The sequence below is a fragment of the Alistipes sp. dk3624 genome (assembly GCF_009557455.1).
In the GTDB taxonomy this organism is placed as follows: Bacteria; Bacteroidota; Bacteroidia; order Bacteroidales; family Rikenellaceae; genus Alistipes_A; species Alistipes_A hominis.
The window spans coordinates 2,684,780-2,704,169 of the sequence record NZ_CP045651.1; the positions used below are offsets into that span (position 1 = coordinate 2,684,780).

Sequence of the window (19,390 nt, forward strand, 5' to 3'; positions counted from 1 at the left end):
AGAAATTCTCCATCCGAATGTTTTTATTTCTGGTTTTTTCCCGGTTCGATGGAGCCGGACCCCTTATATGAGCCGAATCGTTAAGGGCGAAGGATTCTTTCCCTGTCCACCTGCCTGATCCACAGATCGGCCATGCGTTGGTGTCCCGCCGCCGTCGGATGAACGCCGTCCCAGATCCAGTAAGTGTTTTGCGATGTGGGATCGCGCTGCAAGAGGTCGTTGAACATCTGTCGGTAGGGCAGGTAGACGGCCTTGTAATCTCGTGCTATCTTTTCTACGATCGCGCTGCAACGCTCCACGATTTTGTCATACTCCCCGAAATCTTTGTTTTCGCTCATGTTTCCCGTGGGGGCGACGAACGGCGAGGCCAGTACGATTTTCAGATTCGGATTTTCCTGACGCGTCCGGTCGAGCAGTTCGCGATATTTTTTGTCCCAAGCGTCGAAATCGAACGGCGAGGTTCTGTCGCCGTGCAGGTACCGGTTGATGTCGTTGATGCCGACGAGTATCGACAGCACGTCGGGGTTTATGTCCAATACGTCTTCCTGCCAACGTTTTTCCAAATCGTACAGCGAGTTTCCGCTGATTCCCCGGTTGAAAAATTCATATTCGTATTGCGGATATTCTCCCAGGTAATGGGAAGCGCACAGGTACATGAATCCGTGTCCGTATATATGGTTCATATCCCATAGAGTGCGTTCGGAAGAGGGCTTGCCGTCTCCGCTGCCCCAGTTGCCGTCGGTAATGGAATCCCCGATGAACAGAATTTTTAGTCCGCCTGCCTGCAAAGTGGCGGAAATAAGCATCAGGATGAGCGATGCGATTACGAATAAACCTCTTTTTTTCATGTTATGATTTATTTTATGTTGATCGTTTGCGTGCCGCCCCGCAGCGGACGGGTTTCCCCCTTCCAGACGAAAGTGCCTTCGACCGCATCGGGCAGCGAAATTTCGGCGAACAGTTCTCCGCGTTTGCCGACGTGGTAGCGGACGGCGACGTCGCCCTGAGGATGCGGGATCGATCCGGAGGCTTCTTTCAGTTTGCCGAGCGACGGTGCGATTCGGACTTTCGAGAATCCGGGGCCGTCGCTGTCGATGCCGAGGACGATCCGGAAAAATTCGATGTTCGGGCTGGCTCCCCAGGCATGGCAGTCCGAACGCGACGGTTCGGGTTGCTCGGCCCACGTAGTCAGTCCCAGCGCCATCTGGTCGTCCCAGACTTTCAGGTTGTCGAGCAGCCGGTCGCCGAGCCCGGCCTTTTGCAATGCCTGGTTCAGATAGTACCGGAAATAGATCGTGGCTTGCGTCAGGGTCGTGTCGGACAGCGTACGCTCCATCACGGCTTTCGCTTCGTTCCCGCTTACGGCGCCCAGCAGGACGGCCAGTACGTTGACGTGTTGCGAGTAGTTGCGCCGGTCGTACGTGTCGGCGAACAGACCTTTGTTTTCGTCCCAGTATTTCGGACGGATCGTTCCTCGGATCGCATCGGCCATTTTACGGAACCGCTCCCCGTACATCGGGATGCCGAAAGCCTGTTCCATTTCGGCCATTGCATCGAGCCCCATGACGAACAGCAGATCCTGGAACGCCGAATTTCCCTCTTTTTCGCGGATCGGTTCCCCGCCGTCGAAGTTCGACGCCCAGTCGGCGAAGAACCAGTGCGGGATATAGCCCAGCGAATGATCTTCGCGCAGGAATCCTTCGTACCACGACAGCACGCCGCGGAAAGCGGGCAACAGCGTTTTCAGGTACTCTTCGTCGCCGCGGTAACGCCAGTAGTCGTATCCGGTGCAGATCCAGTAAAGCGAGAAAGACGAAATGAACTGATGCAATCCCGACGGATAGCGGCTCATCGTGATTCCGTCGGCCACGATCGACTGCCGGCCCTGCTCCAGCGCATTGCGTACCATGTACGGATCGCGCGTGTTATACAGCGAGATCATCGCTTGGATCCGCGTGTCGCCGAAATATTGCAGTTGCTCGTAATAGGGACAGTCCATGTAGGTTTCGTTGGCGCACAGCCGGGCGGTGCGCCAGCCGATATCCAGCATCCGCGACAGTTTCTCGTGTCCCGGCGCCGCGAACGACGATGCCCTTTCGAACGGATAGGCGGTGAATGTCCCGTAGATGTCTTGCAGTTCCAGCGGTTCGTCCTGCGTCGTGACGGTCAGTTTGACATACCGCCATGTACGCCACCACAGTGTCGTATAGAGCCGGCCGTTACCGCCGTCCGGACGAACGATATCTTCGTAGCCGAGGAACTGTTTGTTTTTTACTTCGTTGCGGTCGTCTTTGAAAAAGGTCTGCGTATCGCGGTAGAGCGCTTCGGCATAAGCGACGGTGATCTGCGAGCCTTTTCCACCGCTAAACAACAGCGATAGGTAGGCGGTCGTCAGCGAGTCGTTGTCGAGCAGGATTTCGGCGGTCGTATGGGCCGGAACGGTCACCGTCGCGGCCCGGCCGGGAAATCCTTCCGGAATACGCACGCCGTCGCTCCGCCGCACTTCGGCGAAACGCTCGGTACGGTTTTCCATCGGCGGGATCGGCGTAGGCACCAGCAGGCGTCCCGGATAGTCGCGCGCTCCTTTGGCTCCGCCGGTCATGCCGGCCTGCGCTTTGTTCCATGCCGAGTCGTCGAATCCGGGCGTTTCCCAGCCCCAGGGGTAGGCGGCCGCGTCGACCTGCTCGCCCGGTCCTGCGGCATAATAACCGTAGACGCGCGCCTGGTGCGGTTTGTAGGAGTCGTTGTGGCTGCACAGCCAACTGTCGTTCGTATTGACGGCCTCTTCGGCCGCCGTGTTGCCCTGTACGATCAACCCGGTCTGGTTGAAGCTGACCTGGGCGACCGGTTTCATTTCCGCGAAGTTCCATACGACGGCTGCCAGCGTATTTTTGCCGGGTTTCAGCCACCGGGCCAGATCGACCGTTTCGAAGTTCCAGTTGAATACGTCGCCGCGGGCCGGGCCGACCGAAGCCAGCTCGCCGTTGACGTACAGCTTGTAACGGTTGTCGGCCGAGACGTGCACGACGAACCGTTCCGGTTGCTCGGGAAGGTCGAACGTTTTTCGGAAATGGTAAATCCCGTAAGCGTTTTGAGGTTCTCCGGGGACGGAAATCCATTGAGCCGTCCAGCGTCCGTCGAGCCATTGCGGCGCAATGTCGGCCTGGCGGTATCCCTCCAGATGGATCTGGGCCGCAACCGGCGCGGCAAGCGTGCACAGGACGAAGCAAATCGGCAGGTAAAATTTTTTCATCGGTTTTCGTTATTTTCGACGTAAGCGTTTCGTATTTCGTCGCGTATTGTTTTCGGCAAGCTTTTTACGACCAGCAGGTAGGAGTCGCGGATCCATTCCCTGATCAGACCGGCCGGCAGGTCGCCGTCCGTGCGGACGGTGTTCCAGTGGCGTTTGTTCATGTGCCATCCGGGCGAGACTTCTTCGTAAGTCTCCCGTAGTTCCACGGCCCGGTCGGGATCGCACTTGACGTTAATCCACCGGCTGTCGGTCATATCGGTCAGCAGAAACATTTTACCGGCTACTTTGTAGACGAGCGTCGTTTCGTCGAACGGAGTGGTTTCTTCGGTCGCAGGCAGCGAGAGACAAAACTCTCGCAGTTCGAAAATGTCCATTTCGGTCGTGTCTTTGGTTAGGACGGCTCTTTTTGCCGTCGAATAGTGGGGTTCGGATCGCGGGGCAGGAACCCGGTCGTGTTACCTTGCCGAAAGCAAATATACCAATAAAAAAGGGTTTTGCAACGGCTTTTATTCCGATTTGTTCCGATTCTGGTCGGTTTCGTTTTCCGGGTTCGGCGGTATGGGCGCGACGGGGGAGACGACCGGATCGGGCAACGGCGATTTGTCTGTGCGATTTTTGCAGCATACTGCCGGTGTATCCGGTTCAGTCCGGTAATCAGACGATTCGATGTTGAACAAATTTAATAACCTAATTCAAAAAACGATGAAAAAAATTATCACTCTTCTGGCAGTTGTCGCATTCGTCGTGTCCTGTTCGCAGTCCCGCAAGTGGACCGACAAGGAACGCGAAGAAGTACGCAAAACCCTCCGCGATTACCGCGATCGTTCGGCGATCCGACACATGGAAGCCGCCAATTACGGCAACCTCGAACAGTGCGTGCTGACGACGATCGAAGGCACTTATCCCGATTACAACAAGTACGATCAGCTTACGGCTAAGGAGGATACGCTCAACGCTGCGATGGTCTCCTGCGTCGGTTTCTCGATCGGCGATAATTTCGAGAATCTGCCGTTGCTGTTTCCGGCGGCCGAGTTGCAACAGGCCGGTATCCTGCCCGCAGGCGCGACCGACGAACAGATCCAGGCCTTTTATACTTGCCTGGCCGGAAAGGTGAAAGAACTGTACGTGACGCCGCAGCAGTTTACCGTCGCTCTGTTCGTGCAGCCGGGCGTACCGACCGAGCTGGCCGACGCGATGCAACAGTGCGCCGCTTCGGTGGCGGCTCCGGCCGCCGATTCGACGGCCGTGAAACCGGCCGCTCCGGCAAAGAAATAGCCGTTTGGCGAAAAGTAAAAAAAGGACTGCTCTGTGAGCAGTCCTTTTTTTGTGGATTTAATAGAAAAAATCAGTATTTTGATGAATACAAAATCTTATCCTATTACAGAAACGTTTACAGCTTGTTCGCCTTTCTTGCCTTCGTTGACTTCGAATTCGACGTGCTGTCCTTCTTCCAGGCCGCGGAAACCTTCTTTGTTAATACCGGTGTAGTGAACAAAGATGTCGCTACCTGTTTCGGTTGTGATAAAGCCATAACCTTTGGCCGAATCAAACCACTTTACTGTACCTTTCATAAAAAATGTAATTAAAGAAATAAATCAACACAAAGGAAAACAAAAAGTTCGGAAAAACAATAGCATGCGCGTTTTATTTTTATTTTTTTGCGTTTTATTTTTCCGGAACCCCGAATGACCGCTCCCAGAGTGCGTTATCCGTATTTCTCTTGTGCGATCCTACGGACTTTTTCGACGATTTGCGACGGAACCGGACGGATCGGATCACAGTCGTAGTAGGCTGACAGGAAGTCTGTTAATCTCGAAAGGAACGTTTCGGTCGTCTCTTCCGTACCGGTGATCGAGGCGATGTTGGTCACCGGACTCGGTACCGAAGCTACGCTTTTGCCTCGCAACGAGCGATCCCCGCGCAGCGTGTAGTCCAGCCGTTCCAGGTCGGTACGGTGCAGCAGCGTGCCGTGGAAGAGTTGGCTGGTGCGCGTCACGTGCGAAGCGGTGCCCGATATTTTGTATCCGGCCGCCAGCAGTTCTTTACGCGCGCCTACCGTGGCTTCGATTCCGTTCGCCCGCAGCGCGGCGACGATCGGAACGCCGAAGTCCCGGTCGAGCACCGGGACGGAGCCTTTGTCCGCAATAAAGGCGTAGTTGATGTTCCCGTAGTCGTGGAAGACGGTTCCGCCTCCGGACAGCCTTCGGACGACCTCGATGCCGTGTTCGCAGCAATATCCGGTGTCTACTTCCGCCTCGATGCGCTGGTTGCGCCCGACGATGACCGACGGCCGGTTGATATAGAATAACAGAACGTCCCCTGCGGGACGTTCTGTCAAAAGATACTCTTCCAGGGCGCAATTGAATGCCGGAGAGTCGGATATGCTCCTAAGCAGCAGCATACCGCGTGTTATTTTACGTGGAATGCCACGCGCAAGTCTTCCACTTCCTTGTCCGTGATCGGTTTCAGTTCGCCGATCGGAGCGGCCATAATCAGCGATTTCGCGCTGAATTCGGCTACTTCCAGCCGGTCGAACGTTTGCAGCAGACCGTCGCCGGTGATCAGCACCGAGTCGTTGGCCAGCAGTACTGCCGGTACGCTCTTCAGCGCTTCCGAGATCTTCTTGCTGTCCTCGTACTGAACGCCGAACGGAATGATCGGGGTATCCTTCAGGAAGATCCAGCTTTCCGGGATCGTCCGTACGTTGAACTTCACGCCCGAAGTGCAGAAACCCATCAGGTGAGGAGGCTGCGTGATGATGATCGAGTTGATCTCCGGATGGTTCTGGTAGATCTCCTGGTGCAACGCTACCGAGCGGCTCGGGATCTTGCCTGCTTCCACCATGCCGTTTTTCACCTGTACGATGTTGCTCGGTTCGATGTCCCAGCGCGGAACGCCCGGAGGGGTGATCAGGAAGTCGTTGCCTCTCCAGCGTACCGATACGGTACCGTAGGTGCTGATCATCAATCCCTGGTCGCAAGCGCGGCGCACCATCTTGACGATCAGGCTGCGGATCGCGCGTTCGTCGGACGGATAGGTGACCCCCATGAAGTGTGGGAAATCGGTCGGCAGCGAACGTTCGTGCTGGTCGATCTGCTCGTCGGTCAGGTAAGTCGGCTCGCCGAGCGTCTTCGCGTTGATGACCGTGCGGGCGCAGAATTCGAGCGTCTCGAAACGCTGATAAGCGTCCATCAGGTCTTCGCCGCAGAGCACCACGCCGTGGTTCTCCATGATCACGGCCTTATAGTCGGGGTGATTTTTGAATTCGGTAGCGATTTTCTTGCCCAGTCCCTGACTTCCCGGGACGTCGTAAGGAGCGAACCCGATCGTTCCGCAGACGCGTTTTGCCTGGGGAATGATGTTGGTGTTCGGAATCTGGTGCGTGATACTGAACGATACGAGTGCGGGCGGATGCGCGTGGATCACGGCGGTCATCTTCGGACGCATTTCGTAAATCGCCTTGTGGAACGGGAATTCCGAGGACGGTTTGTGCGGTCCGATCACCGTACCGTCCGCTTTTACGCAGACGATGTCTTTCGGGGTCAGCGAACCCTTGTCCACTGCTCCCGGCGTGATCCAGATGTCACCGTTTTCGTCCTTGATCGAAATGTTACCGCCCGAGGTGGTCGTCATTCCGCTCCGGTAAATGCGACCGATCACGACCGTAATCTGGTCGGCGGGGTGCATCAACTTAGTGTCTAACTGTTTCATAACCTAACTAATTGTTTTTTTAGCTCGAATGCTAAACCTGTTGTTTATCTAACTAACCTAATCGTGTTGCCTTTTTTGTAAGCCCGGCGGAAAACTTCCGTCCGCCGCCGGGCTTTGTTTTACAGTTTGACGCTAACGTTTCCCGTAACGCGCGTTTCGTGCGCGCTTACAGTTTATCGGCGTTGGCCAGCAGGTAGGCCTCCGCTTCGGGATTCCACAAACCCTTGTGCTTTTCGCAAAGTTTGTGCAGTTCGGCGTAAACCGGATTCGATTTGCCTTTTTCCCCGAATTCTGCGATCGGGGTCAGCGGCATTTCGATATGGGTGTATATCAATTTCTTTCCGCCGGGGATGCTCGGCAGGTTCAACGTCGTTTCGATCACAGCGTTGATACCGCCTACGTGCGTTACCAGGCCGGCCGGATCGAGTCCTTTGCCCATCATCTCGATGGCTTCCTTCATGTCGTCCGTATTGCCGCCGCTGGTGCCTACGACGTGCGTGTAGGCGTAGTGTACGTTGTAGAAGTTGAATTGCGCCTTGAAATCCGTTTTGGCCGGGCCAGCGAAGAAGTTCAGGCAACCGTCGAATCCGAGGATCGCGTCTCCCTGTTCCACGACCGGAGCGACCGGAGCGAATACGAACACGTCGTCGTAGCCTTTGCCGCCGTTCAGCGCTTTCAGTTCCGCTGCCGGATCGGCCATTTTGCCGGTGTTGACGTATTTCAGTTCGATGCCGTTTTTAGCGGCTTCCGCGGGCGAATAGAGCGATGCGGCGCGATCCAGACGCGTCTGGTCGATATCGGTCACCACGATCAGCTTCGGTTTGCGGTCGGTGCGGTGGATGGCGTAGTTGATGGCGGCCAACCCCATCGGGCCCACGCCGGCGAGTACCGCCATGCTGCCGCCTTGTTTGATCTCCATCGCGTGTTTGTACGACCCGGGCGTGATGTGGTAGTTCGCATGCATCGCGCCGATCACGCACGACAGCGGTTCGGACAGCGAAGCGGGGTAATATCCGGCGCCGGTATACGGCAGCAGGCAACCGTTTTCCATCACTTCGTTCGGGATTACCACGTAGGTGGCGTCGCCGCCGATGAATTGGTACGAATAGCCCGGAGCGCTCAACACGCCGACCGGCCCTTTTTCGTAATTCAGCGCGGGTTGGATCGAGAATTTGTCGCCGGCTTTGAATTGTTTGCTCCACTTGCTGCCCACTTCGACCAGTTCCCCTGCGAATTCGTGGCCGATAATGACCGGACGCTGCGCGATGTCGCGCGGAACGCGTTTGTGGATGTCGGCCTCGTGGGAGGCTTTGTACGACGACATGCAGATGCTGTCGCATACGACTTTGGCGAGTATTTCGTTATCTTTGATCTTCGGCAGTTCGAATTCCTCCAATCGGAGGTCGTTTTTGCCGTACAGTCTTACAGCTTTTGTTTTCATGTGTTTTGGTTTTAAAAGTTCACGACGACAAGGTTTCACATGAAAAATCTAAATTTTCTGCAAAGATATACATTAAATTCATATCATGCGAATTTTTGTCATACTTATATAGGTTAAAGGCGTTACGAAACGGTTAACTGTCGGGCCCGCACCGTCCGTATTCGTACGGGCCCGATAGTCGGTGTGTTCCGTCTTCCGTTAGCTCAGCATCACCTGACCGCCGGTGACCGGTACGGCCTGCCCCGTTTCGCAGGTCTGTTCGATCAGGTACAGCACGGCTTTGGTAACGTCTTCCGGGCCGGTTCCCTTACGCATCGGAACCTGATCCATGTAGAACTTGCGGACGTCTTCGACGGTCTTCGCTCCCGGCACTTTGCCTGCGTGCAGGTATTGCAGGAACAGTCCGTTCTCGGGGTTCGACCACAGCGGCCCTTCGTAGAAGTTGCCCGGACATACCGAGTTCACTTTGATCCGGAACGGAGCCAGTTCCAGCGCGAACGACTGCGTCAGCCCGATTCCGCCGAACTTGCCGCCGGCATAGGCGAAGTTCGCCTTCGAACCGCGCAGACCCGATTTCGAGTTGATTTGGACGATGTCGCCGTAATTGTCCGGCGCGTATTTGTTTTGCAGCTTCATCACGCGCGAAGCGGCTTGAGCGCAGTAGAAGTAAGCGTTGTAGTTGATTTTCGTGACGAATTCGAAGTTTTCGGGCGTCATCTCTTCGAGACCGCCGGCGCGCAGAACGCCCGCGTTGCTGACGAATACGTCCAGGCCGCCGAAGTTGCACACCGTTTCGTGGATCAGGTTGCGCAGGCTCGCCGTATCGGCTACGTTCGTTTTGACGAAGATCGCGCGGTTGCTCTTTGCCATACCGCAGAGCCGTTCTGCGGTTGCCGCGCCGACCGTTTCGTTCAGGTCGGCCACCACGATGTTCGCCCCTTCTTTGATCAGACAGGCGGCGATTCCTTCACCGAACCCCTGGGCGGCTCCGGTGACGATGATCGTCTTGTTCTCGACGCGGCCCGAAGCTCCGCCGGCGCTTACTTTGCGGCGGTAGTTTTCCACTTCCCAGTTGTCGATGAAGTCGATCTGTCGCTGGGTCATCGGGTGTTCGCCGCCGAATGCCTGCGCGATCAGGGCGATCTTCATCATGTCTTCGTAGACGTCGAGGATGATGTCGCAGCCCGCGGCGTTGTCGCCGACGGCTACCAGGCCGATCCCTTTGATCAGGATCACTTTCGGCGTGTAACCGTTCTTATTTACATACGCTTCGATCTCTTTTTCGGCCGTTTCCAGCAGCGCTTCCTTGCTATCGCAGTCGAAATAGAGGTATTTCGATTTGCAATATACGATCGCGTCCGGCGAGAACGGAGCGGCTACCTTGGCGTACTCGGCCGCCGAAGAGAGGAAGTGTTTGGTCAGTTCGTTATTGCGTACTTTCAGCGTTTTGAGACCCTGCTTGCTGAGCATCATCCGGATGGCGGGCAGCACTTCCTGAGCGCATTCGCATACCGGAACGTCTCCTTCGGGCAGTTTCGCGCCGGCCGCCTTTTCGATCGTTCCGAGCACTTTTTCGTAGATGGCTTCCACCTCTTTGGTCGTATTCGCTCCGACGAAGATGCCGTGGTTCTGCAGCAGCAGGATTGCGGGCTCCTTGCCGAATTTCGCTTTGTAGGCGTTGATCCGGTTTTCGACTTCTTTGAAGAGCACGTAACCCGGGTCGGTGTACGGAATGTAAACCGCATCGTCGCCGAACAGCTTTTGCGTTTCGGCCTCTGCGTTTTGGCCGCACATCAGGCCGTTGACCATCGTCGGATGCAGGTGTACGATGAAGTTAGCTTCCAGCGCGTTGTGCATCGACGTCTCGACCGACGGACGGCGATCTTTGGTGATGCAGGCGGCCGCCAGGTCGTTTTTGACCTCTTCCTCGCGGGCTGCCGTGTCGCTGCTGTACGTTTTTTCCGAGATCACGTTCAGCTTTTTACGGTCGAGCACCGCAAAGCCGTCCTCGGTAATGGTGGCCAGCGCGCATCCGCTCGCTTTGACCCACAGTTTTTCCGCATTTTTGTACGAAGTGTTTCCGCCGCCGGCGATGACATAGCGGCTGTCTTTGCCGTATTTGCGGGATATCTCGATCAGTTCTTCTATCTCTTTCATGATTGGTTTACGGGTTTAAAGGATGATGGATTTGATAACGCGGTCGCCGTGCTTGACGTATTCGTCGCGTTTGTCGATATCGGCCTTTCCACGACTATCTACGTAGCCTTGCATACCGCTGCGGACGATGTCCTGATGGGCGGCCACGACGCAGGCGCCGCAGTAGTTGATGAATTTGAGCCGTTCGGTCAGCGGCGCGCCGCCGCGGGCGAACAGTTCGATCGGTTCCATCGCGGGCGTGTTGTGTTCCGAGCCGAACGTTACGACGAAACCGTTGTCGTGCAGGTAGCCGGCGTACTTCTCAAGCACTTCGACGCTGTTGCGCGTCGTGATGAATTCTACCGAGAAAATACCGCGCTGGCGTAGGATCTCGGCCGTTTTCACGACGTCCTGTTCGAAGTCGGTGAATCCGCCCTTCGCATCGTCCGCCAGGAACGGGTAGGTCGGGATGCCCCCGGCGGCCAGGATGATCTTGCGTACCGTGTCCATCGGCAGGAATGCTTTCGGGTCTTCCGGGACGAAAGCCGCTCCGCCCGCTTTGAGCAGGTTGCCGCGAATTTCGTTCTCGACGGCGGCGAGGTCGTCTACATTCGATTTCAGCGCCTTGCCTCCGAAAATCGTTTCGAAGAATTTAGCGATGGCGGCCTTGTCGTTGTTAAAATGCGCGTATGCGGCGATCCGCAGCGCTTTGGCCAGATGGCGTTCGCGGATCGAACCTTTGGTCAGCGTCTTCTCGATCAGGTCGAAGTCGAGCCTGAACGGGGCGTCGTACGATGCGAGCACGTCGTTCAGCTTGCCGCACATGGTTTTTACCTGCGCGTTCGATTCGGCGCGGACGTTGGCCAGTTGCGAGGCGTACGGTTCGGGCAGGTCGATCGGGTAGGCGAGGCCTTTGCCGCTGAGGTAGGTGCGGCCCGGGTTGTTCGGGTCGTTCACCCGTATGCCGGCGGCTTGGTCTTCTTCTTGCAGGCTGATGAACTCGATGTTGAACAGCGGGAACAGCTTGCGCTGAATACATCCGTCGTTCCACTCTTTGTAGCCGTCCATCGAATAAAAGTCGTTGATGCCGACCACTTTCACGTTTTCGTTGACGGCGCGATCCAACGCGTCGGTCAGTTTATCGAAAGCGCTGAACGAGTACGGCGTGTGCAGGTGTGCGTTGACGTCGACGCATTCGAGCTTATGTTTTTTTGACACATCCATGATTGTCGGTAGTTTTACGTTTATTAGGTTTTGACATGTTTCGTTAAGAACGAAAGGTCACACGGACTTCGATATCTATGCGACCTTTCGGAAATCGGTGTTATGTTACACGTCTTTAGATACCTTCTTTAGCTCGGCGGATCTGTTCGGCATCGGTGTAGTTACGCGTCGGAACGTATCCCTGTAACGGAACGATCTTTTCGTGGATGATGTCCAAGAAGCTGTCCGGTTGCGGGAAGAACGCGTATTCCAGCTCGTAGGCCGGCGTGATCCAGTCGCGCGATCCCAGAACGACGGCGGGCGCGTCCAGGTAATCGAACGCCAGTTCGGTGATGTTGCGGGCCAGGTCGTTCAGGAACGAGCCGCGCGCCGTAGCGTCGCCGGCGATGACGATCCGTCCGGTTTTCTTCACCGAAGCGAGCACTTTCTCGTAGTTGAACGGAACGAGGCTGCGCGCGTCGATCACTTCGGCGCTCATGCCGTATTTCTCTTCGAGCGTTTTGGCCGCTTCGAGCGCGCGGTACAGCGTGGCGCCGATGGTCAGGATCGTGATGTCCTTGCCTTCGCGTTTCACGTCCGGTTCGCCCAGCGGAATTTCGTAGTATCCTTCCGGAACGCCGCCTTCGTGGAACTGCTCGCCCACGTCGTAGATACGCTGGCTTTCGAAGAAAATCACCGGATCGGTGCCCTGCAGAGCCGCATTCATCAAACCTTTGGCGTCGTACGGAGTAACCGGGAACACCACTTTCAGGCCCGGGATATGGGCTGCCAGCGACGTCCAGTCCTGCGAGTGCTGCGCGCCGTATTTCGAACCTACCGATACGCGGACGACTACCGGCATCTTCAGGATGTTGCCGCTCATGGCCTGCCATTTGGGCAGCTGGTTGAACACTTCGTCGCCGCAGCATCCGAGGAAGTCGCAGTACATGATTTCGGGGATTACGCGGCCGCCGCACATGGCGTATCCGATAGCCGTTCCGATGATGGCGGCTTCGGCGATCGGCGAGTTGAACAGGCGGTGGTACGGCAGTGCTTCCGTGAGACCGCGGTATACGGCGAACGCGCCGCCCCAGTCGCGGTTTTCCTCACCGTAGGCGACCAGCGACGCGTCTTTGTAGAAGCGGTCGATGATGGCTTCGAAGATACCGTCGCGCAACTGGAACTGTTTCATCTTCGAGAACGGCTTGCCGTCCTTGTCGAACGCGAAACGCTCTTTCTTGGCGATCTGCTGTACGCGCGGGTTTTCGCTCATCGGGTGGTTCACTTCCGGCTTAGCGTCCGACAGCGAGTCGATCGACTGGTTCGAGAACATCATCGTGCCGAGCAGTTCCTGATCTTTGTGCAGGTCCATACGCGGGGAAAGTTCGTCGTCGATAGCCAGTTTGAAGGTATCGAACATGATGTCCTTCACCTCTTTGGTCGTGGCGTCCAAGTCGGCCTGCGTTGCGATGCCGGCGGCGATCAGTTCCTTGCCGTAGGCTGCGATGCAGTCTTCCGCTTCCCAGGCTTCCACCTCTTCTTTGGTACGGTACGACGAAGCGTCGGAAGGCGAGTGGCCGCTGTAACGGTACGTCAGCACGTCGATCAGTACCGGGCCGTCTTTTTCCTCTTCGAGGATCGCTTTCTTACGGCGGTAGCAGTCGATCACGGCCAGCGGGTTGAAGCCGTCCACGCGTTCTGCGTGCATCTGGGCCGGGTTGACGCCAGCGCCGATGCGGGCCGCGAAGTCGAAGCCCATCGTTTCGCCGCGGGTCTGACCGCCCATGCCGTACTGGTTATCCATGATGTTGATGATCACCGGCAGGCCGCCTTTCATATCGTCCGCCCACAGTTGTTTGAACTGATCCATCGCAGCGAAGGTCATGCCTTCCCAAACCGGGCCGCGGGCCATCGACGCGTCGCCGAGGTTGGCAACCACCACGCCCGGCTTGCGGTTCACTTTCTTGTACAGGGCCGCACCTACTGCGATGCTGCCGCTACCGCCTACGATGGCGTTGTTCGGGTAGATGCCGAACGGCGTGAAGAAGGTGTGCATACTTCCGCCGAGGCCTTTGTTGAACCCGGTCGTGCGGGCGAATACCTCGGCCAGCGCGCCGTACAGCAGGAAGCGGATACCCAGTTCTTTTACGGAACCGCCCTTGAAAGCTTTCTTGGCGACGTTTACCGTAGCGCCGTCCCAGAATTCGTTCATCACCTTCTCCAGATCCTTGTCGTCGAGTAGCTCGATGGCGCGAAGACCTTTGGCGAGAATTTCGCCGTGGCTGCGGTGCGAACCGAAGATAAAGTCATTGATATCGAGCATGTAAGCCATACCTACGGCGGCGGCTTCCTGACCGGCCGACAGGTGCGCCGGGCCCGGGTTGTTGTATTCCACGCCGTTGTATCCGCCGGTCGTTTTTACCAGTTGCAGCATGGTTTCGAATTCGCGGATCACGACCATGTCGTGGTAAATGCGTTTCAGATCGTCCTTGGTGAAGTTCTTCGCCTTGAGCTCTTCCTTGATCGTCTTTTTGTACTGATTGACCGGAATCGGGGTGAAGGTGATCTCACCGGCTTTCCGCATCTCTTTCGGGTCGATATATTGCGACTTAGGCATAATATATGATTTTTAAGTTTTTAATTAGTTGTTATTCGGTTAGAAAGCAAAAATGGTTTCTTTGAAAATTTCGGATACGGTCGGGTGCGGGAATACGACTTCCTGCATCTCTTTGAGCGTCATTTCCTGTTCGATGGCCATGCAGGCGCCGTAGATGATCTCGCTGCACGGGTTGCCGAGCATGTGTACGCCGAGCACTTCGCCGTATTTGGCGCCTACCAATACTTTGCACAGGCCGCTACCGCCTTCGTTTTCGGCGACGAAGCGTCCGGCATAGGCCATCGGCAGTTTTGCGATGCGGTATTCGATACCTTCTTTTTTAGCCTGTTCTTCGGTCAGTCCGACGCCGGCTACTTCCGGATTCGTATAAACTACGCCCGGGATCGCGTTGTAACGCATGACGTCCGGACGGCCCGTCAGGTTGTTAACGACTACTTCGCCCTCGCGGCTGGCCGTGTGCGCCAGCATCGAGAATCCGGTCACATCGCCCGCGGCGAAGACGTTCGGCACGTTCGTGCGCATCTTGTCGTCCACTTTGACCGCGCCGCGGTTCAGTTCCAGACCGAGGTTTTCGAGGCCGATGCCCGCCGTAACGGCGCGACGACCGACGCTCATCAGGATCTTGTCGCCTTTGGCCGACAGCGTTTTGCCGTCTTTGTCTACATAGACCACTTCGTTGCCGCGAATTTCGGTCACTTTGCAGTTGAGATTGAACTTGATCCCTTTCTTTGCGTAAATATCTTGCAACATCGAGCTGATTTCGCCGTCCAGTCCGCCGAGGATTTTCGGCAGCATCTCTACGACGGTCACTTCGGTGCCGAGGCTGTTGAAGAAGCTCGCGAACTCCATCCCGATCACGCCGCCGCCGATAATTACCAGCGATTTGGGCTGCTCTTTCAAGTCGAGGATTTCGCGGTTCGTAACGATCGCGTCGCCGGCTTCTTTGACGCCCGGAATCGGCGGAACGAAGGCTTCCGAACCGGTGCACAGTAGCAGGTTCACCGCATAGTACGTTTCGCCGTTGCACTCGATCTCGATTCCGTTGGCCGAGCGTCCTTTGATTTTGGCTTCGCCCTTGACGACCCGCACCTTGTGCGCTTTCATCTTCGAGCCGACGCCGCCCACCAATTTTTTCACCACTTTATTTTTGCGGTCGACGATCTTGCCGAAATCGAACGTCGCGCCCGGCGCGCTGATTCCGTATTTGTCGCCGTGTACGGCGTAGTCGTATACTTTGGCGCTGTAAAGCAGGGTTTTGGTCGGGATGCATCCTTCGTTCAGGCAGACGCCGCCCAATTCCCTCTTTTCGAACAGCACGACGTTCAGCCCTTTCGCACCGGCGCGTTCCGCAGCCACGTAGCCGCCGGGACCGCCTCCGATAATTGCTAAATCAATCATTGTATTTCGGTTTATAGTTTTAAGTGATGAACTCCGAAACGCCTGCAGTGGCGTTTCGGAGTCCGGTTGGTTTTACAATTCGAATTCGAGGTTTTCGATCTCCGTGGCGATCTGTTTCACGAAACGGGTCGCTTCGCCGCCGTCCAGCGCGCGGTGATCGTAGGTAAGGCTCAGTCCGATGTGCGGAACGAAACCGTAGACTCCGCCGCCGAGGTCTTTCGGACGCGGAACGATCGTGTTCACGCCGAGGATCGCAACCTGCGGCAGATTGATGACCGGGGTAAAGATCTCTACGCCGTAGTTGCCGAGATTCGATACGGTGAACGAAGCGGCTTCCGAAGAGAGCAGATCCGGATCGATCGAGCCTTTCTTGCAGGCTTCGGCGACCTCTTTGAGCTGGCTGGCCAGCCCCTGGATCGACAGGTCGTCGGCATTCTTGACGGTCGGAACCATCAGGCCGCGTTCGGTATCGACGGCCAGTCCGAGGTGCACCTTCGAGAAGTTGCGGGTGCTGTCGCCGAGGAAGTGGGCGTTGACCTGCGGGAACTTCTTGAGAGCCTTGATAACGGCCATACATACCATGTCGTTGAGGGTGATGTTGGTCGGGTAGCCGTTTTCGACCGCTTTTTTGACCTTCTTGCGCAGCGCCATGATGCGGCGGGCGTCGGCGCTGAGGTGGTGGGTAAGCTGCGCCGAATTCTGCAACGAAGCGTGCATCGCCTTGGCGATGATTTTGCGCATGTTCGAGATCGGCTTGATTTCGCTGTCGGTGGCGTAAACCGAATTCTTCAGCGCGCCTACGTCGGCGCCTTTGGCCATGCCGGCCAGTCCGCTTCCGGCCGTCGGAAGGGCTGCTCCCGTCTCTTTGATAATGGCTTTGGCCAGGGGCGTGGTTTTCGGAGCGGCTTCCGCGGCGGCTTTTACGTCGCGTTCGATCACGCGGCCGTGAGGGCCCGTTCCGGTCAACGCGGCAGCGTTGACGGCTTCTTTTTCTGCCAGCGCTTTGGCGCGCGGGGATACCGGCGACATTGTCCCCGAAGGAGCTGCCGCAGGCGCTGCCGCCGGTGCGGGCGCTGTCGTTTTTACTTCGGCGGGCGCTACCGTGGCCGCTGCCGGCACCGCAGGAGCGGCAACTTCTGCGGCGGCTGCGCCGCCCGGGCGGAATTCGTCGGTGGATTCGCCTTCGTTGCCGATCACCATCACGTTGGTCAGCACCGGTATTTCATCGCCGTTGTCGAAAAAAACGTCCAGAACCGTTCCGGCTACCTGGGCTTCTTCCTCGAAAGAGGCTTTGTCCGTTTCATAGGCGAAGAGGATATCTCCCACCGCTACGGTGTCGCCTTTTTTCTTTTTCATTTCGGTCAGGATACAGCTTTCTACGGACTGTCCCTGCTTCGGCATGATAACTACTGTTGCCATAATTTAGGTTTAAGTATGTTGGTTTTAAATTGTAGTTTTTGGAAAATCATTGCAAAGTTACAACAATAACTTAGATATACAAGTGATTTTGATAATTTTTTTTAAGCGTTGATAACAAGCGTGTTATTGAAAATATTAATACTTACAAGTTTGTAGCTTGTATATACAAATTTGTTGACTTGGAATTTGGAATAACAGAATACTTTGTCTACTTTTGGACTGCCCGGCGTGCGGTTCGGACGGCAGTCCGGTCGCAGTATTCGGTTGACCGATAAGTCGGTTCGGCGGTGTGCGGGGCGGTTAATTCAGAGAAATTGTTATGGGCAATTTGCCGCAGTATAAACAAATGTACGAAACGTTGCGCGGACAGATCGCGTCGGGGGAATTCCGTCCGGGCGATTTGCTGCCGTCCGAGCACGATCTTTGCCGGCGGTACCGCCTGGCGCGGCCGACCGTGCGCAAGGCGCTCGACCAGTTGGTCGCCGACGGGTTCATTGTCAAACACCAGGGTAAAGGCAGTATCGTCAAAGGGGCGCCCAAAGGAATCGGTATCTTGTCGCTGACCGGAACGACCTCGGCGCTGAGCAGCGCGAATCTTTCGACGCACATCATACTGAAGCCGGAGTCCCGGCCGTTGGACGAGGCGTTTTCATTCCCGGTCGAACCGCAGGAGCAGCGGGCCGGCTGTTTTTATTTCGAGCGGCTGCGGCTGGTGAACGGCGAGCCGGTGTTTTTCGATATAACGATGCTGCCCGATATCAACCTGCCCCGTTTCGCCGAATACGATCTCGAAAACCGTTCGCTGTTCGATTCGCTGCGAACGCGCTATCAGATCGTCGTGACCGGCGGAACGCAGCAGCTTTTCGCGATCCGCGCCGACAAGCGGCTGCAGGAGTACCTGAACGTGCGCGCCGGCCATCCGATCCTGCAGTTGAACCGGAAGATCGAGACTAATCGTCCCGGTTTCCATATTTACAGTCAGGTTTTCTGCGCCACGCAGGGCTACGGCCTGATCGGAACTTTTTGAGAAGAGGGGGATTCATTGCATAATCGACCGAATTTATTATGAAAAACGATACGAATATGAGTCAGATCAAGCAGTATGCGATCGATACGTTCAACGCCGAGGCGGACGCCATTCGCAACCTGAGCAACCTGTTGACCGACGATTTCGACCAGGCGGTCGAGGCGATACTGGTTTGTACCGGCAAGGTCGTCGTTACCGGCATGGGCAAATCGGGTATCATCGGTAAAAAAATCGCCGCTACGCTGGCCAGTACCGGGACACCGGCTTTTTTCCTGCATCCGGGCGAAGCCTATCACGGCGACCTGGGTATGATCTCGAAGAACGACGTGGTGCTGGCGATCGCCAATTCGGGACAGACCGACGAGGTGCTGAAGCTGATCCCGTTCATGCAGAACAACGGCAATACGATCATCGCCATTACCGGCAACCCGCAGTCAACGCTGGCTAAAAATGCGCATTTTCATTTGAATATCAATGTGGGGCGCGAAGCGTGTCCGCTGAATCTGGCTCCCACGTCGTCGACGACCGCGATGCTTGTGATGGGCGACGCGCTGGCGATCGCGCTGATGAAGATGCGGAATTTCAAGGCGGAGGATTACGCCGTGTTTCATCCGGGCGGAAGCCTCGGACGCCGGCTGTTGACCCGCGTGCGCGACGTGATGCGCAAGGACGGCGTTCCGTGCGTTCCGAAGACGATGACCCTCGGCGAGGTCATCATTGCGATCAGCGACGCCCGGCTCGGGATTGCCGCGGTCGTCGAGAACGGCAAGTTGATCGGTGTGATTACCGACGGGGACGTGCGCCGGGCGATGGCTAAATACAAGGAGAATTTTTTCCGGATCGAGGCGCAGGAGATCATGTCGCGCAATCCGAAAACCATTTCGCCCGATGTCCGCATTACGGCGGCCGAAGAGATGATGCGCGTCAATAAGATCCATTCGATCATCGTGGTCGACGATGCGGGCGCCGTGGCGGGCGTCGTCGAATTTTTCAACGTGTCGGTGCTCGGATAGCGTTCCGGAATGCCGTAAGCGACCGTCGAAAAGCCCGCGCAGAATTATTCTGCGCGGGCTTTTCATCGGGTCGTGGTATGGGCATTGCGGCGGCTCGGTTGCCGTCTGCGACCGAATAAGCGGCTTCCGGGGCGGCCGTTTTTGCATTTGCGAAAAAAGAATTAATTTTGAG

The 19,390-nt window shown here is 56.3% G+C and carries 15 protein-coding genes; 3 read left to right on the plus strand and 12 right to left on the minus strand.

What is annotated here, in order from left to right; all coding sequences use genetic code 11:
* Positions 1-80: 80 nt before the first annotated feature.
* From GFH31_RS11455 to GFH31_RS11465, 3 genes are read right to left on the minus strand one after another with little or no spacing between them, the layout of a single operon-like run.
* Complete coding sequence (locus GFH31_RS11455) at positions 81-848, minus strand: SGNH/GDSL hydrolase family protein (RefSeq protein WP_101571108.1); 768 nt, start codon at positions 846-848, stop codon at positions 81-83.
* 8 nt (positions 849-856) lie between these two features.
* Complete coding sequence (locus GFH31_RS11460) at positions 857-3,253, minus strand: alpha-L-rhamnosidase C-terminal domain-containing protein (RefSeq protein WP_153497959.1); 2,397 nt, start codon at positions 3,251-3,253, stop codon at positions 857-859.
* A complete protein-coding gene (locus GFH31_RS11465; protein ID WP_055205451.1) occupies positions 3,250-3,627 on the minus strand; it encodes an MmcQ/YjbR family DNA-binding protein in 378 nt (125 codons plus the stop codon). The genes GFH31_RS11460 and GFH31_RS11465 overlap by 4 nt, the downstream gene beginning before the upstream one ends.
* Before the next feature lie 328 nt (positions 3,628-3,955).
* Here GFH31_RS11465 and GFH31_RS11470 point away from each other — a divergent pair, with 328 nt between their 5' ends.
* Positions 3,956-4,528 carry a hypothetical protein gene (locus GFH31_RS11470; protein WP_055205452.1) on the plus strand — a complete coding sequence of 191 codons (573 nt, stop codon included), beginning with the start codon at positions 3,956-3,958 and terminating at the stop codon, positions 4,526-4,528.
* A 95-nt stretch (positions 4,529-4,623) separates the two neighbouring features.
* Here the strand turns inward: GFH31_RS11470 and GFH31_RS11475 are convergent, their stop codons facing one another.
* From GFH31_RS11475 to GFH31_RS11515, 9 genes are all read right to left on the minus strand, one after another.
* Positions 4,624-4,824, minus strand: coding sequence for a cold-shock protein (locus GFH31_RS11475; RefSeq protein ID WP_081032628.1), 201 nt, complete (start codon positions 4,822-4,824; stop codon positions 4,624-4,626).
* Positions 4,825-4,958: 134 nt separating this feature from the next.
* Positions 4,959-5,654 carry a biotin/lipoate A/B protein ligase family protein gene (locus GFH31_RS11480; RefSeq protein ID WP_153497960.1) on the minus strand — a complete coding sequence of 232 codons (696 nt, stop codon included), beginning with the start codon at positions 5,652-5,654 and terminating at the stop codon, positions 4,959-4,961.
* 8 nt (positions 5,655-5,662) lie between these two features.
* The gene (locus GFH31_RS11485; RefSeq protein WP_055205455.1) at positions 5,663-6,964 is read right to left on the minus strand and encodes a class II aldolase/adducin family protein; all 1,302 of its coding nucleotides are present in this window, start codon (positions 6,962-6,964) and stop codon (positions 5,663-5,665) included.
* 166 nt (positions 6,965-7,130) lie between these two features.
* Positions 7,131-8,405 carry a zinc-binding dehydrogenase gene (locus GFH31_RS11490; protein WP_101571101.1) on the minus strand — a complete coding sequence of 425 codons (1,275 nt, stop codon included), beginning with the start codon at positions 8,403-8,405 and terminating at the stop codon, positions 7,131-7,133.
* Positions 8,406-8,603: 198 nt separating this feature from the next.
* The gene (locus GFH31_RS11495; RefSeq protein WP_118656323.1) at positions 8,604-10,562 is read right to left on the minus strand and encodes an SDR family NAD(P)-dependent oxidoreductase; all 1,959 of its coding nucleotides are present in this window, start codon (positions 10,560-10,562) and stop codon (positions 8,604-8,606) included.
* Positions 10,563-10,577: 15 nt separating this feature from the next.
* Positions 10,578-11,765: a hypothetical protein gene (locus GFH31_RS11500; protein ID WP_118457960.1), complete on the minus strand. Its 1,188-nt coding sequence runs from the start codon at positions 11,763-11,765 to the stop codon at positions 10,578-10,580.
* A 115-nt stretch (positions 11,766-11,880) separates the two neighbouring features.
* Positions 11,881-14,361, minus strand: a complete 2,481-nt coding sequence (locus GFH31_RS11505; RefSeq protein ID WP_055205459.1) for a thiamine pyrophosphate-dependent enzyme — start codon at positions 14,359-14,361, stop codon at positions 11,881-11,883.
* A 39-nt stretch (positions 14,362-14,400) separates the two neighbouring features.
* Positions 14,401-15,759, minus strand: coding sequence for a dihydrolipoyl dehydrogenase (gene lpdA, locus GFH31_RS11510; protein ID WP_118457962.1), 1,359 nt, complete (start codon positions 15,757-15,759; stop codon positions 14,401-14,403).
* Positions 15,760-15,831: 72 nt separating this feature from the next.
* Entirely contained in the window at positions 15,832-17,178 is a 1,347-nt protein-coding gene (locus tag GFH31_RS11515; RefSeq protein WP_153497961.1) for a dihydrolipoamide acetyltransferase family protein, read from the minus strand.
* Between the two features lie 319 nt (positions 17,179-17,497).
* Between GFH31_RS11515 and GFH31_RS11520 the strand changes: the two genes are divergently transcribed.
* Together GFH31_RS11520 and GFH31_RS11525 are read left to right on the plus strand one after the other, a co-directional pair.
* Positions 17,498-18,205 (plus strand): GntR family transcriptional regulator, encoded by a 708-nt coding sequence (locus GFH31_RS11520; RefSeq protein ID WP_153497962.1) that lies wholly within the window; start codon positions 17,498-17,500, stop codon positions 18,203-18,205.
* A gap of 56 nt (positions 18,206-18,261) precedes the next feature.
* Positions 18,262-19,218: an SIS domain-containing protein gene (locus GFH31_RS11525; protein WP_055205463.1), complete on the plus strand. Its 957-nt coding sequence runs from the start codon at positions 18,262-18,264 to the stop codon at positions 19,216-19,218.
* Positions 19,219-19,390: the final 172 nt, after the last annotated feature.